15 protein-coding genes and 1 riboswitch are annotated in these 14,806 nt (G+C 67.9%); of the genes, 9 read left to right on the top strand and 6 right to left on the bottom strand.

Annotated features, from left to right (window positions below):
* Positions 1 to 64 precede the first annotated feature (64 nt).
* Positions 65 to 934, top strand: a complete 870-nt coding sequence (locus tag C563_RS0104390) for a DUF4031 domain-containing protein (protein WP_018760821.1) — start codon at positions 65 to 67, stop codon at positions 932 to 934.
* Positions 931 to 1,752, top strand: a complete 822-nt coding sequence (locus tag C563_RS0104385; RefSeq protein WP_018760820.1) for a 2-phosphosulfolactate phosphatase — start codon at positions 931 to 933, stop codon at positions 1,750 to 1,752. The genes C563_RS0104390 and C563_RS0104385 overlap by 4 nt, the downstream gene beginning before the upstream one ends.
* Positions 1,753 to 1,755: 3 nt before the next feature.
* Here C563_RS0104385 and C563_RS0104380 read toward each other — a convergent pair whose 3' ends face one another.
* Both C563_RS0104380 and C563_RS0104375 read right to left on the bottom strand, forming a co-directional pair.
* Positions 1,756 to 2,157, bottom strand: a complete 402-nt coding sequence (locus C563_RS0104380) for a YccF domain-containing protein (protein ID WP_018760819.1) — start codon at positions 2,155 to 2,157, stop codon at positions 1,756 to 1,758.
* A 71-nt stretch (positions 2,158 to 2,228) separates the two neighbouring features.
* The gene (locus C563_RS0104375; RefSeq protein ID WP_018760818.1) at positions 2,229 to 2,840 is read right to left on the bottom strand and encodes a phosphoribosylanthranilate isomerase; all 612 of its coding nucleotides are present in this window, start codon (positions 2,838 to 2,840) and stop codon (positions 2,229 to 2,231) included.
* A gap of 115 nt (positions 2,841 to 2,955) precedes the next feature.
* Here C563_RS0104375 and C563_RS0104370 point away from each other — a divergent pair, with 115 nt between their 5' ends.
* The 5 genes from C563_RS0104370 to C563_RS0104350 all read left to right on the top strand — a co-directional run bounded on the left by C563_RS0104370 (position 2,956) and on the right by C563_RS0104350 (position 6,068).
* On the top strand, positions 2,956 to 3,540 hold the full coding sequence (locus tag C563_RS0104370) for a HutD/Ves family protein (protein WP_018760817.1): 585 nt from the start codon (positions 2,956 to 2,958) through the stop codon (positions 3,538 to 3,540).
* A gap of 74 nt (positions 3,541 to 3,614) precedes the next feature.
* Positions 3,615 to 3,680, top strand: a riboswitch (guanidine-III (ykkC-III) riboswitch).
* Between the two features lie 10 nt (positions 3,681 to 3,690).
* Complete coding sequence (locus C563_RS0104365) at positions 3,691 to 4,014, top strand: DMT family transporter (protein ID WP_018760816.1); 324 nt, start codon at positions 3,691 to 3,693, stop codon at positions 4,012 to 4,014.
* A gap of 2 nt (positions 4,015 to 4,016) precedes the next feature.
* Entirely contained in the window at positions 4,017 to 4,376 is a 360-nt protein-coding gene (locus C563_RS0104360; RefSeq protein ID WP_018760815.1) for a DMT family transporter, read from the top strand.
* A 9-nt stretch (positions 4,377 to 4,385) separates the two neighbouring features.
* Positions 4,386 to 5,012 carry a nucleoside/nucleotide kinase family protein gene (locus tag C563_RS0104355; RefSeq protein ID WP_018760814.1) on the top strand — a complete coding sequence of 209 codons (627 nt, stop codon included), beginning with the start codon at positions 4,386 to 4,388 and terminating at the stop codon, positions 5,010 to 5,012.
* A gap of 42 nt (positions 5,013 to 5,054) precedes the next feature.
* The gene (locus tag C563_RS0104350) at positions 5,055 to 6,068 is read left to right on the top strand and encodes an aldo/keto reductase (protein WP_018760813.1); all 1,014 of its coding nucleotides are present in this window, start codon (positions 5,055 to 5,057) and stop codon (positions 6,066 to 6,068) included.
* A 69-nt stretch (positions 6,069 to 6,137) separates the two neighbouring features.
* On the opposite strand, the gene C563_RS0104345 is transcribed toward C563_RS0104350, so the two are convergent.
* From C563_RS0104345 to betT, 3 genes are read right to left on the bottom strand one after another with little or no spacing between them, the layout of a single operon-like run.
* Positions 6,138 to 7,721 (bottom strand): GMC family oxidoreductase, encoded by a 1,584-nt coding sequence (locus C563_RS0104345; protein ID WP_018760812.1) that lies wholly within the window; start codon positions 7,719 to 7,721, stop codon positions 6,138 to 6,140.
* Between the two features lie 5 nt (positions 7,722 to 7,726).
* Positions 7,727 to 9,223: an aldehyde dehydrogenase family protein gene (locus tag C563_RS0104340; RefSeq protein ID WP_018760811.1), complete on the bottom strand. Its 1,497-nt coding sequence runs from the start codon at positions 9,221 to 9,223 to the stop codon at positions 7,727 to 7,729.
* Positions 9,220 to 11,394: a choline BCCT transporter BetT gene (betT, locus tag C563_RS0104335; protein ID WP_026264363.1), complete on the bottom strand. Its 2,175-nt coding sequence runs from the start codon at positions 11,392 to 11,394 to the stop codon at positions 9,220 to 9,222. The genes C563_RS0104340 and betT overlap by 4 nt, the downstream gene beginning before the upstream one ends.
* A 288-nt stretch (positions 11,395 to 11,682) precedes the next feature.
* On the opposite strand from betT, the gene C563_RS0104330 reads away from it, so the two are divergent.
* Positions 11,683 to 11,985 carry a putative quinol monooxygenase gene (locus C563_RS0104330; RefSeq protein ID WP_018760809.1) on the top strand — a complete coding sequence of 101 codons (303 nt, stop codon included), beginning with the start codon at positions 11,683 to 11,685 and terminating at the stop codon, positions 11,983 to 11,985.
* 20 nt (positions 11,986 to 12,005) lie between these two features.
* Positions 12,006 to 12,656, top strand: a complete 651-nt coding sequence (locus C563_RS0104325) for an MBL fold metallo-hydrolase (protein WP_018760808.1) — start codon at positions 12,006 to 12,008, stop codon at positions 12,654 to 12,656.
* An 89-nt stretch (positions 12,657 to 12,745) separates the two neighbouring features.
* On the opposite strand, the gene C563_RS0104320 is transcribed toward C563_RS0104325, so the two are convergent.
* A complete protein-coding gene (locus C563_RS0104320) occupies positions 12,746 to 14,659 on the bottom strand; it encodes a DEAD/DEAH box helicase (RefSeq protein WP_018760807.1) in 1,914 nt (637 codons plus the stop codon).
* Between the last annotated feature and the right edge of the window lie 147 nt (positions 14,660 to 14,806).

Here is a 14,806-nt window from a genome sequence, read left to right as displayed (position 1 = left end):
GCTGGCAGGAACTGGACCGCCGGGCCGGCAGGAGACCGCCCCGTGGCAGCACTAGACTCCTTCCATGGCCATCTACATCGACCCGCCATTGTGGCCTGCACACGGTACGCACTTCTCCCACCTGGTGTCCGATACGTCGCTGGACGAGCTGCACGCGTTCGCTGCCGCCGCGGAAATCCCCGAACGGGCATTCGACGGCGACCACTACGACGTGCCGGAGCGCCGCTTCGATGAGCTGATCGCGGCGGGGGCCGTCCCGGTCGAAGCCAGGCTCCTGGTCCGCAAGCTGATCGCCAGCGGACTGCGGATACCGGCACGCCGGCGGAACAAATCGCTGAAAGTTCCGCTGCTGAACCGCTGGGAAGCCATCATGCCCGGGCACGATGCCCTCTTCCTGGACCTGCTGGACCGCTGGAGCGAACCCCACCGCCACTACCATGGCTGCACCCACCTGCTCTCCGTCCTGGAAGCACTGGACCTGCTTACCGAGCCAGCCGGGGCACCGCGGACCGTGCTGCTGGCAGCGTGGTTCCACGACGCCGTGTACCGGGGCACGGCGGGACAGGACGAGGAAGAATCCGCCCGGCTGGCCGAGGACCGGCTCACCGCGGCCGGCCTGCCGGAGGCGGACGTGGCAGAGGTGGTCCGGCTGGTCCTGGTGACATCGGACCACCGGCCCGAACCCGGTGACGACGACGGCGCCCTCCTGAGCGACGCGGACCTGTCCGTCCTGGGCGGGGAACCGGAGGAGTACGCCCGTTACGTCGCGGCCGTCAGGAAGGACTACGCGCACGTCGGTGACGCCGACTTCGCTGCCGGCCGGGCCGCCGTCGTGCGTCACCTGCTGGAACTGGACCCGCTCTTCCGCCACCGCCGCGCCAAGGAACTGTGGCTGGACGCCGCGCACCGCAACCTGAAAGGCGAACTGGCATGAACGCTCCCCGTTCCACGCCGCGGCACACGCACTCAGCGAACGCCGCGCACCGGCAGCTCCCGTTCGAGGTTCGGCTTGACTGGGGACTGAACGGCGCCAGGACCGTGGCCCCGGGTGCGGACATCGCGGTGGTGGTGGACGTCCTGTCCTTCAGCACCTGCGTCAGCGTGGCGCTGGACCGGAACGCGGAGGTCTTCCCCTTTCCGTGGCGCGATACCCGGGCCGAAGACTTCGCCGCCCACCACCACGCCCAGCTGGCAGGCCCCCGCGACGGCGGTGGGCTGAGCCTCTCCCCGGCAAGCCTGCGCAGCGCAGCAACGCTGGACCGGATTGTCCTGCCATCCCCCAACGGCTCTGAACTGTGCCACGAGCTGGCAGGAGAGGTTCCACTGGTGGCCGCGGTGTGCCTCCGCAACGCCGCGGCCACGGCGGACTGGATTACGGCCAACCTTCCCGGCGACGCGGTGGTGGCGGTGGTTGCGGCCGGCGAGCGGTGGCATGACCGTACCCTTCGGGCCGCCGTGGAAGACCAGATCGGGGCCGGGGCTTTCATCGCAGGGCTGGCGGCCGCCGGGAAGGGCGGCTACGAAGCCGGCGACGGCAGGCACGGCTACGCTCCGGAAGCCGTGGCGGCGATGGCCGTTTTCGAAGCCGCCGAGCCGCGGCTGCGCGAGGTGCTGTTACGGTGTTCCAGCGGCCGCGAACTGACAGGTGCCGGCTACACGGAGGACGTGGACATCGCGGCCGAACTGGACGACAGCGGGTCCGTGGCCATCCTGCGGGACGGGGCGTTCCGGCCCCTGCCGCCGGCGCACTGACCCTTAGCGGTAGTTGCTGGCAAACGGCCTGCTCGACGGCACGATCTGCTTGCCCAGCGGCATCAGGGACACCGGGATCAGCTTGAGGTTGGCGATGGCAAGCGGGATGCCCACGATGGTCACCGCCATGGCGAACGCCGTGAGCACATGGCCGATGGCGATCCAGATGCCGGCAACGAGCAGCCAGATCACGTTGCCCAGCAGCGAGAAGACACCGTTGCCGCCGGGCCGGTCAACCACCATCCGGCCGAAGGGCCAGAGCGTGTAGGCAGCGATCCGGAAGGACGCGATGCCCCAGGGGATGGTGACGATCAGCAGGCAGCAGACCACGCCCGCGAGGAAATAGCCCAGGGCAAGCCAGAAGCCGCCAAAAACCAGCCAGATAACGTTCAGAAGTGTCTTCATGCACCCATTCTGCCCCCGGACCTCTGGCAAAAAGGTAGGGGACTCCCCTGATCTTGCCCTGAGCCGGGCGACTACACGGCGGCGGTTGCCTTGGCGGCCTGCACGAAGGCGCGGATCTTTGCCAGGTCCTTCACGCCGCGGGTCGCTTCGACGCCCGAGGAGACGTCCACGCCCCAGGCCTGGGCAGCGGCCGAGGCCCGGCCAACGTTGGCCGCGTCCAGGCCGCCGGCAAGCAGCCAGTCCCGGCCCTGCAGCACCGGCAACGCCGCCACGGAGGCGTAGTCCCAGGACTCGCCGGAGCCCGGCGCCGCCGCATCGATCAGGAGCAGGTCCTCGCCCCAGTCTTCGAATTCATCGTCGGAGGCACCCATGGTGATGGCCCGGACCAGCTTCATGCCGGCATTATGCACCGTTGCCACGTCCGCCCGGGAACGGTTCCCGTGCAGCTGGATCCATTCAAGGCCCGCCGCCCGGGCAATGGCGACGGCGTCCACCACGGGTTCGTCGCGGAACACGCCAATCGGGCGAACTCCAGCGGGCACCTCCGACAAGAGGGAGGCGGCCTGGGAGGGCGAGACCACCCGGGGGCTGGCGGTGAGCACGAAACCTACGGCGTCGGCCCCTGCTTCCACCGCCGCGCGGACCGATTCGGGCGTACTGAGACCACACACTTTGACGAACATTCCCGGCTCCTTCAGGCTGTTTTCGTGATGACCCCCCGGAGGAGATTAGCAGGACGGGACGCAACCTGCGACGCCGGACCCTGAACCTGCCGGGCTTGGGAACTAGGCTGGGCGGATGCAGATCATCCGCTTCGCAGGGCTCAAGGCCGAACCATGGCGCAACGGGGGCGGGGTGACGAGGGAAATCGCGCGCCAGGGCTCGTCCGACGGCGGCTGGGATTGGCGGGTGAGCATCGCGGACGTCACCAAGGCAGGTGACTTCTCCGCGTTCCCCGGCATGGAACGGGTCCTGACCGTGATCGAGGGTGAACTGCTGCTGCTCACGGTGGACGGAGCAGAGCAGCCGTTGGAGAAATACCGTCCCTTCCGGTTCGACGGCGGCGCGGCCACAACAGGGTCACTGCCCACCGGAGACATCCGCGACCTGAACGTCATCACCCGCGCCGCGGCATACAAGGGGTACACCTCCATCATCGAGCTGTCCAAGAAGCGGGCGCATCCGGTGTTCGATGGCCAACTGGCGGTGCTGCTGCAGGGTCAGGCTGTGGTGAGTGAAGGCGGCAGCGGGCAGGCGGACACCAACCCGGTGGAACTGGGCCGTTACGACGCCGTGGCCGGTTCGGACGACAACAGCCCGGAGATCCTGGGCCGGGGCTTCCTGGCAGTGGTGTCGGTCGACCCGCTGGAGCCCGCCGGGTAAAGCCCCCTCCCCCCGCATGGTGAGGTTGGGCACCATCGCTGGCCCCCCGGCGTCGTGCGTTGCTACTCTGGAATCCAAGGCTCCGCACCAGAGCCTCCGGACGACGGTTCAGTACCCGGCACGCGACAAGACTGGCCAAAGGATCTGGTCATGTCGTGGATAATCCTTCTTCTTTCCGGCGCCCTCGAGGCCGTCTGGGCAGCCGCCCTGCACCGGTCCGCCCAGGTTTCCGGCCGCCGCCGCATCGCGCCCGCGGCTGTGTTCCTGCTGGCCGTCGCGGCGAGCACCGGCGGCCTCGCCATCGCCATGCAGTCCATCCCCACCGGAACGGCCTACGCCGTCTGGGTAGGGGTCGGCGTGGTCCTGACGTCCGCCTACGCCATGGCCACCAGGGTTGAACGCCCGACGGCGGCCCGGCTGGCGCTGCTCACCGGCATCGCCGCGTGCGTGGTCGGCCTGAAGGTGGTGGCGTAACCGTGAAGCGCTCAGTTCCCTGGCTGGTCCTTCTGGCCTCCGCGGTCCTGGAAGCTGTCTGGGCCACCGCCCTGGGCTTGTCCGAGGGCTTCAGCAAGCCCCTCCCCACCGTCGTTTTCGCCGTCACGGCGGCCCTGAGCATGCTGGGCCTGGGCATGGCCATCCGGAGCATTCCACTTGGCACGGCCTACGCGGTCTGGGTGGGCATCGGTGCTTCACTGACGGTCGGCTGGGCGATGATCACGGGCGTGGAGCCCTTCAGCGTCCTGAAGCTCCTGTTCATTGCCGGCATCGTGGGTTGTGCCGCCGGCCTGAAGGCGCTTCCCGCGAAGGACCAGGCAGCCGCGCGCAGCAGTGACTAGGCTCTTGCCATGGACTCCCCCGAGATCGTGCAGGCAGTCGATGCGCTCCGGCGCAGGCTGGCCCCGGAGACGCGCACCATCCTGGGCATCGCCGGCGCGCCGGGATCCGGGAAGTCCACGTTTGCCGCGTGGCTGCAGGAGCAGTTCAGCCCCGGCACGGCGGTGGTGGTCCCGATGGACGGCTTCCACCTGGGCAACGCGATCATCGAGGGGACGCCGCTGCGGGAGCGCAAAGGCGCCATTGATACGTTCGACGGCGGCGGCTACCTTTCGCTGCTGCGCCGGTTGGCGCGCCGGGACGAGGCCGTAGTGTACGCACCGGAGTTCCGCCGCACCCTGGACGAGCCGGTGGCTGCCTCGATTGCGGTGCCCGCGGACGTCCCGCTGGTCATCACCGAGGGCAACTACCTGCTGGCCGGGCAGGAGCCGTGGAAGGAGGTGCGGGCGCAGCTGGACGAAGTATGGTTCCTCGAAACTCCGCCCGCACTCCGCCTGCAGCGGCTGGTGGACCGGCACGTGTCATTCGGCATGGACCGTGCGGCCGCCCTGGCCTGGGCCACCGGACCCGATGAAGCAAACGCTCGGCTGATCCAGGCCGACCGGCAGGCGGCCGACCGGATCATCCCGTGGTTGTAAACGACCACCACTCCACACTGCAGGAACCGAACAGGAGCACCCATGGCACACACCCCCACTGACCACGGCCACCCGGTCCAGCTCGGCGACGGCCTGGCCGTCAGCCCCCTGGGCTTCGGCGGCATGGCCCTCACCCCGGTCTACGGCGACGTTGACCCCGCTGAGGCGCTCCGGACGCTGCACCACGCCGTCGATGCCGGTGTCAGCTTCATCGACACCGCGGACATTTACGGCGGAGGCAGCAACGAGGAGCTGATCTCCCAGCTCCTCAAGGAGCGGCGGGCCGAGATCCAGCTGGCCACCAAGTTCGCGCTGGTTGGCACCCCCGCGGACGGCTACACGGACATCCGGGGCGACGCGGAATACGTACGCCAGGCTGTGGACCGCAGCCTGCAGCGGCTGGGCACCGACGTCATCGACCTTTACTACATGCACCGCCGCGACGTCAGGGTCCCCATCGAGGAAACCGTGGGCGCCATGGCGGAGCTGGTGCAGCAGGGCAAGGTAAAGCACTTGGGCCTGTCCGAGGTGACGGCGCAGGAACTCCGGGACGCCTCCGCCGTCCACCCGATCTCCGCAGTCCAGAGCGAGTGGTCCATCTGGAGCCGGGATGTGGAACGCAACGTGGTTCCTGCCGCAGCAGAGCTGGGTGTGGGCTTTGTCCCCTACTCCCCGCTGGGCCGCGGCTTCCTCACCGGCACCGTGGATACGTCAAGCCTGGGCGAGAAGGACTTCCGCCGGAATATCCCGCGCTTCGCCCCCGATGCCGCAAGCGCCAACCAGGCAGTGGTGGACACCGTCCGGTCCGTCGCGGAACAGCTGAACGCCACGCCGGCGCAGGTTGCCTTGGCGTGGCTCTTCGCCCAAGGCAAGCAGCTTGGCCTGCCCGTCGTCCCCATCCCCGGGACCCGGAAGGCGGCCCGGATCGACGAGAACCTTGGCGCCCTGGGCCTGGACCTTACCCCGGCCCACCTGGCCGTCCTTGCCGCGGCGTCGGACGCCGTCGTCGGGTCCCGGTCCGCGAACCCCACCTGGGTGTCCGAAGGGCGCGAATAGTCGGCCGGCCGGGTACGGCAAAGGGCGGCTCCCCCGGAGGGAGCCGCCCTTTTGGCCAGGCCGTGGGGATCAGGAGCTGCGTGCCGCGCGGACCAGTTCCGCGCAGCGTTCGCCGATCATCATCACGGTGATGTTCGGGTTCACGGTGGTCAGCTCGGGCATCACGGACGCATCGGCCACCCGGAGGCCGGTGACGCCCTTGACCCGCAACTGGGGATCCAACGGCGACATGTCGTCGTCGGCCGCTCCCATCCGCACCGTCCCCGCGGGGTGGTACACGGTGTTGTGGGTCTTGCGGATGTAGTCGGCGATCTCCTCGTCGGTCTGGATGGCGTCGCCCGGATACAGCTCGGTGCCTACCCAGTCGGCGAGTGCAGGCTGCGCGGCGATCTCGCGGGCCTTGCGGATTCCCGCGGTCATGACGCGCATGTCGTGGCCGTCCGGGTCGGTGAAGTAGCGCGGATCCACCCTGGGCTTGTCCCGGAAGTCCTTGCTGCGCAGCTTCACCGTGCCGCGGGAGCGGGCGTGGGTGACGTTGGGGGTCAGGCAGAAGCCGTTCTCCGTGGTGGGGAAGCCCTGGCGCAGGGTGTGCATGTCGAACGGAACCGACCCGTAGTGGAACATCAGGTCCGGCCGGTCCAGGCCCTCTTCGGTGGTGGTGAAGATACCGGCCTCCCACCACTGGGTGGACGTCTTGGTCATGGGCTGCTTGGCCTCCCACTGGATGACGCCCTCGGGGTGGTCCTGCAGGTGCTCGCCCACGCCGGGGGAATCAACGCGAACGGGGATGCCGAACTCTTCCAGTTGCGCGGCCGGGCCGATCCCGGACAGCAGAAGCAGCTTGGGCGAATCGATGGCGCCGGTGGAGACGATCACTTCGGACCTTGCGGTGAGCTGGTGTGTTTTGGCGAAGGCGTTGTCCACCACGGCCACGCCGGTGCAGCGGTTGGTCCCGTCAAAGGTCAGTTCCTTGGCGCGCAGACCGGTCAGCAGGGTGAAGTTCTTCCGGTCCATGATCGGGTGGATGTAGGACACCGAGCTGGAGGACCGGGTGCCGTCGGCGCGGCGGTTGATCTGGAAGAAGCCCGCGCCGTTGATCACGGTGTCGCCGGTGTTGAAGTGTGCCTTGGGGATGCCCGCCTGTTCGCAGGCTTCCAGCATGGCGCGGCCGGTGGGGTCCGTGGCCGGAACGTTCATGAGGTGGACGGGGCCGCTGTCGCCGTGGTGCGGCGCGTCCGGGCCGGCGTCCTCGTTGGTTTCCAGCTGCTTGTACAGCCGGTAGGCCGTCTCGGAGTTCCAGCCGGCGGCGCCGAACTTCTTCTCCCACTCGTCAATGTCTTCCCGGGGCGCCCAGAACGCAATGCAGGAGTTGTGGCTGGAACACCCGCCCATCACCTTGGCGCGGGCATGCCGCATGAAGGAGTTGCCGTTCTCCTGCTCCTCGATGGGGTAGTCCCAGTCGTAGCCGGATTCCAGCAGCTCCATCCAGCGGTCCAGCTGCAGGATCTCGGGAATGTTGCGGTCATCCGGCCCGGCTTCCACCAGGGCAACGTCCACCGACGGGTCCTCGCTCAGGCGGGATGCCACGGCGGCGCCGGCGGAACCGCCGCCGATCACGATGTAGTCGAACTCTGTCTTTGCTTCGCTTGCCATGTGTCCTACTTCCCCTCTGCAGCGGCGGCATGGTCGCTGAACCAGCCGGTGACCTGCGGATCGATGTTCTGGTAGACGTGCTTGGCTTCCTGGTATTCGGCCAGGCCAGTGGGGCCCAGTTCGCGGCCCACGCCTGACTGGCCGAAGCCGCCCCACTCCGCCTGCGGCAGGTAGGGGTGGAAATCGTTGATCCAGATGGTTCCGTGGCGCAGCGCCCGGGCAACCCGCTGGGCCTTCCCGGCATCCTGGGACCAGACGGCACCGGCCAGGCCGTAGTGGGTGTCGTTGCCGATCTTGATGGCCTCCGCCTCGGTGTTGAAGGTTTCCACCGTGACCACCGGCCCGAACGCCTCGTCAACCACCACGGACATGCCGCTCTTGACCTGGTCCAGGACGGTGGGCAGGTAGTAGAAGCCCTTTTCGAGCTCCCCGCCGCCCCAGGCGCCGCCGCACCGCAGCCGGGCGCCTTCGGCGATGCCCTTCTCCACGTAGGCGGTGACCTTGTCCCGGTGCGCGGCAGAGATCAGCGGGCCGGTCTCGGCGTCGGGATCGAACGGACCACCCAGCCGGATCTTTTCGGCCCGGCGGACCAGTTCGGCCACGAACTTCTCCGCAATGGACTCCTCAACCACCAGGCGTGCACCGGCGGAGCAGACCTGCCCGGAGTGCACGAACGCGGCGTTGAGCGCGTTGTCCAGGGCAGCGTCGAAGTCGGCGTCCGCGAAGATGATGTTCGGATTCTTGCCGCCCAGTTCCAGCGCCACTTTCTTGACGGTGGCAGCTGCCGAGGCCGCGATGGCTTTCCCGGTCTCCAGGCCGCCGGTGAAGGAGACCAGGTCAACCTCAGGGTGGCCGGAGAGGACGGGCCCCACGATCTTGCCGTCGCCCAGGACAAGGTTCGCGACGCCGGCGGGCAGGCCCAGTTCCTGCAGGACTTCCATCATCAGGATGGAGGTGTGCGGCGTCAGTTCGCTGGGTTTGAGGACGAAGCTGCAGCCGGCGGCCAGGGCGGGCGCAATTTTCCAGGCGGCCTGGAGCAGCGGGTAGTTCCACGGCGCGATCAGCGAGCACACGCCCACGGGCTCGTATTCGATCCGGCTGACCACGGTGCGGCTGCCCGCGTCCACCACCCGTCCGGAGTCCTGGCCGGCCAGCTTGCCGAAGTACTCAAAGCAGTTGGCGATGTCGTCCATGTCGATTTCGCTTTCCACCAGTCGCTTGCCGGTGTCCAGCGTCTCGGCGCGGGCGAAGTCATCCTTCCGTTCCCGCAGCCTGGCGGCGACCCCCAGCAGGAACGAGCCCCGCTCCAGTGCCGAGGTGCCTGCCCATTCCCCGGCGTCGAACGCCGTCCTGGCCGCGTGCACGGCGCGCTCGGCGTCCCCTGCTGTTGCTTCCGCAACGGTCCCGACCAGCTGCCCGTCCGCGGGGCAGTGGATGTCCCGGGTGCCGCCGTCGGACGCTGCCACCCAACTGCCGCCGATGAAAAGCGTTGACGTGCTCACTTAGTTTCCTCCTGCATGTCGAAGTCGGATTCCCAATTGTCTTTTGCCACCTGGTCCTCCACGAGGAGGGTGATTCCGGGCGCTGCACGGTTCAGGTGCAGGAATTCGAGGTGCTGTTCGTAGTGGTCCAGGACATCCGTGATGACCTGTTCCCTGGTGTAGCCCATGAGGTCGTAGCCGTGGCTTCCCTCCTGTGCGAACACTTCCATCCGGTAGTAGTGGTCATCCGGATCCGCGCGGCGGGTGGCGTAGCTGGGGGTCTCGTACCGGACCGGGTAGATCTGGTATTTGAACGCCCGTTCCTCCCCCATGGCCAGCTGCAGGTCGATGCTCGGGATCCCGCAGGCCTCCACCGTGGTGATGGCCAGGGTTGTTTCGGCGCCCTGCTCGCGCAGCTCCGCTTCCACTTCCTCCAGCGCCGGAATGGCCACGGTTTCGGCGAACCGGATGGTCTGCTTGCGGCCGGGATAGTTCATGGCCCGGACCAGCCGCTGCCGCCAGGTCCGGCCGGCACGCTGGTCCGCCGCCCGGCCGGTAATGATGCCGGGCAGGCTCGCCCGGTAGCTGTCGTTGAGCGAGTTCTCCACGCGGAGGGCCTTGTACAGGCCCAGCATGATCAGCACCAGCAGCAGGGACAGCGGCAGCCCCATGACGATCGTGGCGTTCTGCAGCGTGGTCACGCCGCCAACGGTCAGCATGGCCAGGGTCAGCAAGCCGGTGGCCACGGCCCAGAACACGCGCATCCACTCGGGACCGTCCGAGTCCGCGTCCTTCAGGTGCGAGGTGAAGTTGGACATGACCAGCGCGCCGGAATCGGCGGAGGTCACATAGAACAGCAGGCCCGTGAACGTGGCCACGGCGGCGGTAACCGGGACGGCCGGAAACTGCTCCAGCAGGCTGTAGAAGCCGCGCTCCGGGTGGCTCATGGCCGCCTCGCCGAACGCTGCGTTGCCATTCATGATCAGGTCGAGGCTGGAGTTTCCGAAGATGGAGATCCACAGCACGATGAAGATGAACGGAACGGTCATGGTGCCCAGGACGAACTGCCTGATGGTGCGGCCACGGGAGATCCGGGCCAGGAACAAGCCAACGAACGGGGCCCAGGCGATCCACCACGCCCAAAAGAACAGGGTCCAGGCGTTCATCCAGTCGGTGGGACGGTCATAGGCGAAGGTATCCAATGTCATGCCCGGGAACCGGCTCATGACGTCGCCGACGTTCTGGACGATCCCGTCCAGCAGGAAGCTGGTCTTCCCGGTTACCAGCACGAACAGCATCAGCGCCACCGCCAGGACGACGTTCAGTTCCGAGAGCCGCCGGATGCCCTTTTCGACGCCGGACACCACGGAGACCGTTGCCATCACCACGGACAGCACGATCAGCCCGATCTGCACGGCCAGGTTCTCCGGAATGCCGAACATGAAGTTCAGCCCGTAGTTCAACTGGACGACGCCGATGCCCAGGGATGTGGCGATGCCGAAGATAGTGCCGAGCAGGGCGGCGATATCCACCGCGTGCCCCATGGGCCCCTCGATCTTCTTGCCGAAGATGGGGTAGAGCGCGGAGCGGATGCTCAGCGGCAGGTTGTGGCGGTAGGAGAAGTAGCCCAGGGCGAGCCCCATCAGGGCGTACAGGGCCCAGCCGGTGATGCCGTAATGGAACAGGGTCCACACCAGGGCCTGGCGTGCGGCTTCCGCGGTACCCCCTTCGCCCTGCGGCGGGGCAAGGTACTGGCTGACGGGTTCGGACACGGAAAAGAACATCAGGTCGATGCCGATGCCTGCCGCGAACAGCATGGCCGCCCAGGTGAACATCCCGAACTGTGGCTTGGAGTGGTCCGGCCCGAGCTTGGTCTTGCCCACCCGGGACAGCGCGGCGACCAGGACGAAGATGACCACGGCGGTGACGATCAGGAAGTAGTACCAGCCCATGTTGGTGGACACCCAGCCCACCATGGACCCGATGACGGCGTCGGCGTTGTCCTTGGCAAGAATCGCCCAAAGCGCGATGCCCACCACGCCGATGGCGGAGCCGAGGAAGACAGTTTTGTTGACCCGGGTCCTGGCCTCCGGGCTGCCTGTTCCGTGGCCGGTTCCGGCCATTGCCGGCGGCTTCTGTTCCGATGTTTCACGCCCCGCGGTGCCCACGGGGGGTGCTGCTTTTTGGCTCATTGGATCCCATTTCAGTTTTGAGGCTGCGGTCCGGACGCCGGTTCCACGTGCTTGGTACTGACTGGGGAAAAGCACTCAGCCGGCGTCGCAAAGAGTCTGGCTTGACTTCCGACGCTAACAACCGGAACTGCATAAGGCCCACTTTTATGAATCTCCTCACGGCGGATGCAGCCGCAGGTCACACCGGGATTTGGGTCCGGCAAGGGCGGGAAGAAAGCGGTCCGCAGCCGTGTTGCACGCAGTGGGTACCGGTCAGCCGGCCGTGCCACGCCCATGCCAAGGAGCCTCATGCCTGCCATCGTCCACTTCGAAGTCCGGATCGACCCCGCCCGCCGCAACGACGCCGCAAAGTACTTGTCCGAAACGCTCGCGGCCACCCGCGCGTGGCCTGGTAACCAGGGCATCGAGGCGCTGGTGGATGACGCGGACCCCTGCCACATCCTGGTCGTGGAAACCTGGGCCACCACGCAGGACCACGACGACTACGCCGCCTGGCGCACTACACCCGAAGGAAAAAACGCGCTGCACGAAATCCTGGCCGGCCCGCCGTGCAAGCAGGTCTACTCCACTGCCTTGCCGCTGGGCCTGTAGCCCGTCCCTAGACTGAAGCCATGGACTCACTTCTCTACGACCTGCCGGCCATCACCATCCGCAGTATCTCCGTCAGCGCAATGGACAACAATGTGTACCTGCTGACCGCCAAGGAAAGCGGCGCGCAGCTGCTCATTGACGCCGCTGACGACCTTCCGGCCATCCGGCAGTTGCTCGCGGACGGCGCCGCGGACACAGCCGCGGCTCCGCGGCTGGCCCTGATCGCCACCACGCACCAGCACTGGGACCACGTGCGGGCGCTGAAGGAACTGGTGGACGCCACCGGGGCCAGGACAGCGGCGGGAGCGGACGACGCCGATGCGTTGCCGGTTCCGGTGGACGTCCGGCTAAGCCACGGGGACGTGGGGAATTTCGACGGCTTCGACGTCACCGCCGTGCACCTGCGCGGCCACACGCCGGGCTCGATCGCCTTTGTGTACCAGGACCCGGAAGGACCGGCGCACATCTTCTCAGGCGACTCGCTGTTCCCCGGCGGGGTGGGCAACACGGAGAAGGACCCGGAACGGTTCGCCCAGCTCCTGTCCGACGTCACGGAGCGGTTGTTCGACGCCTACCCGGACTCCGCCGTCGTGCACCCCGGCCACGGCAAGCCGACCACGCTCGGTGCAGAACGTCCGCACCTGGACGAATGGCGCGTCCGAGGCTGGTAAAACCAGGCGGCTATTTGGGATAAAACACAGCGGTGGTTGAGCCTGTCGAAACCGACAAGCTCAACCACCGCTGTGGTTAAGGCGCGTTTCTAGCGTCCGCGGCGCTCGTTCGACGCCGGAGCCGACGCGCGGCGGGGGCCGCTGCGGGCGGGACGGCCCGAGCCGCCGTTGCCACCGCTGCCGGACCCGTAGGAGCCGCCTGAGGTTCCGCCGGTGTTGGAGGACCAGACGGCCTTGCTGCCGCCGGCGCCTGATGAACGCTGGCCGGAGGCACCTGCCGCTGCACGCTGGCCGGTTGCCGGGCGCCCGCTGCGCTGGCCCCCGCCGGACGCGGGGCGTCCGCCTGAGGCCGGGCGGCCGCCTGAGGCCGGGCGGCCGGAGCCGCCGCGCGGGGCATCGCTGCGGGTGATCCGGGAATCGCCCCGGCCCTCCGCTGCACGGCCGTCGGAACCGCGGCCGGCCGATGAGCGGCCACCTGCTGCGGGGACGTCGTTGCGGTGGGTTGAGGCGGTGCCGCGGCCGCGGGCATTACGGCGGGCAGCCGCAGCTGCAACTGCGCGGTCCTCGTTCTGCTCTGCGTTGCGGTCGAAGGCGGCGCGGGCTTCGGTCCGGCCTTCGAAGGCTGCTGCGCGGCGCTCAGCACGGGGGGCGTCGCTGCGGGCGGGCTCGGCCGAAACCTTGCCACGTCCACCACGGCCACCACGGCCACCGGCACTCGGGGCAGCCTGGCGGCGTGCACGCTTGCGCTCGGCGTTGGCACCGGTGGAGGTTCCGGCGCCCTGCTTGGGGGCCTTGGCCGCCAGCAGTGCGGCGCGGGTGCGGGGATCGACCTTTTCGGCGATATCGCCAACAAGCTCGGCCACGATCGGCGAGCTGGCGGTGACGCGCTCGAAGCTGACGTCCACGCCGGCGGCCTTCATGAGCTTCTTCACGTCGGACTGCTGCTCCGGCAGGGTCAGGGTGACCACGGTACCGTCGGAGCCGGCGCGCGCGGTGCGGCCGGAACGGTGCAGGTACGCCTTGTGCTCGGTGGGCGGATCCACGTGGATGACCAGTTCGACGTCATCGACGTGCACACCGCGGGCGGCGACGTCGGTGGCCACCAGGACGCGGACGTCGCCGTTGGAGAACTCGGCGAGGTTGCGGTCACGGGCATTCTGCGACAGGTTGCCGTGCAGGTCCACGGCGGGGATCCCGGCGTCGGTCAGGGTCTTGGCCAGCTTGCGGGCGTGGTGCTTGGTCCGCATGAACAGGACGCGGCGGCCGGCACCCGAAGCGAGCTCAACGATCAGCTGCTTCTTGACGGTCTGGTCGTTGACCACCAGCACGTGGTGCTCCATGGTGGTCACGGCCGCCTGGGGGTCGTCCACCGAGTGGGTGAGCGGGTTGGACAGGTAGCGCTGGACGATCTTGTCCACGCCGTTATCCAGGGTGGCGGAGAACAGCAGGCGCTGGCCCTGGCTGGGGGTCATGTCCATGAGCTTCTTGACCACGGGCAGGAAGCCGAGGTCCGCCATGTGGTCGGCCTCGTCCAGGACCGTGATCTCCACGCCTTCGAGGGTGAGGATGCGCTGGCGGATCAGGTCCTCCAGGCGGCCGGGGCAGGCGATGACGATGTCGACACCGGCGCGCAGCGCCTTCTCCTGCCGGGCCTGGGAGATGCCACCGTAGATCACGGTGGTGTTCAAACCGGCGGCCTTGGCCAGCGGCTCGATGGTGGCGTTGATCTGGGTCGCCAGTTCACGGGTGGGTGCCAGGACCAGGCCCATGGGGCGGCCGGGCTTGCGGAAGTACTTGGCTTCCCGCTCAGCGAGTCTTGCTACAAGCGGGATAGCGAAAGCAATGGTTTTACCGGATCCGGTCCGGCCACGGCCAAGGACGTCACGGCCGGACAAGGTGTCCGGGAGGGTCTTCACCTGGATGGGGAACGGTTCAACGATTCCCTGCGCGGTGAGGGTGTCTGCAAGGGCCTTGGGAGTACCGAGGGCAGCAAAAGTAGTCATGTAGTTTTTTACGGTCTTTCTGGCGGTATCCGGGCGGATATCGGCCCCCGGTGCCGGTTGGCCCAGGGGTTTCGCCGAAGAAAAGTCAGGTGATCAACCGGGCGCTGCACATAGGGACAGCCGGCCGGGACCAAATGGAACGCGTTC

It is taken from the genome of Arthrobacter sp. 135MFCol5.1 (genome assembly GCF_000374865.1).
In the GTDB taxonomy this organism is placed as follows: Bacteria; Actinomycetota; Actinomycetes; order Actinomycetales; family Micrococcaceae; genus Arthrobacter.
The sequence above is the reverse complement of the archived record's forward strand: the minus strand, read 5'-3'. Positions and strand labels throughout refer to the sequence as shown.

Excerpts from the sequence above, each read along its gene's own strand:
- C563_RS0104390 (WP_018760821.1), top strand. The coding sequence starts at position 65 with ATGGCCATCTACATCGACCCGCCATTGTGGCCTGCACACGGTACGCAC.
- C563_RS0104385 (WP_018760820.1), top strand. The coding sequence starts at position 931 with ATGAACGCTCCCCGTTCCACGCCGCGGCACACGCACTCAGCGAACGCC.
- C563_RS0104380 (WP_018760819.1), bottom strand. The coding sequence starts at position 2,157 with ATGAAGACACTTCTGAACGTTATCTGGCTGGTTTTTGGCGGCTTCTGG.
- C563_RS0104375 (WP_018760818.1), bottom strand. The coding sequence starts at position 2,840 with ATGTTCGTCAAAGTGTGTGGTCTCAGTACGCCCGAATCGGTCCGCGCG.
- C563_RS0104370 (WP_018760817.1), top strand. The coding sequence starts at position 2,956 with ATGCAGATCATCCGCTTCGCAGGGCTCAAGGCCGAACCATGGCGCAAC.
- C563_RS0104365 (WP_018760816.1), top strand. The coding sequence starts at position 3,691 with ATGTCGTGGATAATCCTTCTTCTTTCCGGCGCCCTCGAGGCCGTCTGG.
- C563_RS0104355 (WP_018760814.1), top strand. The coding sequence starts at position 4,386 with ATGGACTCCCCCGAGATCGTGCAGGCAGTCGATGCGCTCCGGCGCAGG.
- C563_RS0104350 (WP_018760813.1), top strand. The coding sequence starts at position 5,055 with ATGGCACACACCCCCACTGACCACGGCCACCCGGTCCAGCTCGGCGAC.
- C563_RS0104345 (WP_018760812.1), bottom strand. The coding sequence starts at position 7,721 with ATGGCAAGCGAAGCAAAGACAGAGTTCGACTACATCGTGATCGGCGGC.
- betT (WP_026264363.1), bottom strand. The coding sequence starts at position 11,394 with ATGAGCCAAAAAGCAGCACCCCCCGTGGGCACCGCGGGGCGTGAAACA.
- C563_RS0104330 (WP_018760809.1), top strand. The coding sequence starts at position 11,683 with ATGCCTGCCATCGTCCACTTCGAAGTCCGGATCGACCCCGCCCGCCGC.
- C563_RS0104325 (WP_018760808.1), top strand. The coding sequence starts at position 12,006 with ATGGACTCACTTCTCTACGACCTGCCGGCCATCACCATCCGCAGTATC.
- C563_RS0104320 (WP_018760807.1), bottom strand. The coding sequence starts at position 14,659 with ATGACTACTTTTGCTGCCCTCGGTACTCCCAAGGCCCTTGCAGACACC.